The following is a 644-nucleotide window of genomic DNA, read 5'->3' on the forward strand; positions in this document are numbered from 1 at the left end:
AATAAATAAATCAAAAATAACTTAAATTAAAATTTTTTCTTTTTAACTTCTGCGACGACGACTTCAGCTATGCTATCAACTTCATTTGCTACTACATTGCTATCTTGTGCGATTTGTCTATTTTGTCTAGTTAGACCATCGACATTTACTATAGCTTCGTTGATTTGGTTTATAGCTGTTGTTTGCTCGCTGATACTTTGACTCATCTCATTTATGCTTTGGCTTAGGATATTGACATTTGCTTCGATTTCGCCTAGGGATTTTTGAGTTCTTTCAGCTAGTTTTCTGACCTCATCAGCCACCACGGCAAATCCCCTACCATGCTCGCCTGCACGAGCTGCTTCGATAGCTGCGTTTAGGGCTAATAAATTTGTTTGGTCTGCGATATCTCTAATTATTGTGATTATGTTTTTGATATCTTCGCTTTGTTTGATAACTTCACTAGCTCTATCATTTATAGAGTTCATTGAGCTACTCATCTCTTCAACTGCTGCGGCGCTCTCTTGTAGGGATTCGCTTTGAGATTTGGCGCCTTCGTTTAGTGATGCGACAAAGCCTTTTAGCTCATCGGCTTTATTTTGTAGGTTGTTGGCTTGTTCTAGATTTGCTTTTAGCATTTTAGTAACTTCATCGCCTAATAGATT

Annotated in this window: 1 protein-coding gene; it reads right to left on the reverse strand. The window is 37.9% G+C overall.

What is annotated here, in order from left to right:
- Window positions 1–26: 26 nt before the first annotated feature.
- A partial coding sequence (locus CCAL9328_RS10675) for a methyl-accepting chemotaxis protein (RefSeq protein ID WP_249318140.1) occupies window positions 27–644 on the reverse strand: 618 nt, incomplete at its 5' end.

It is taken from the genome of Campylobacter sp. RM9328 (genome assembly GCF_012978615.1).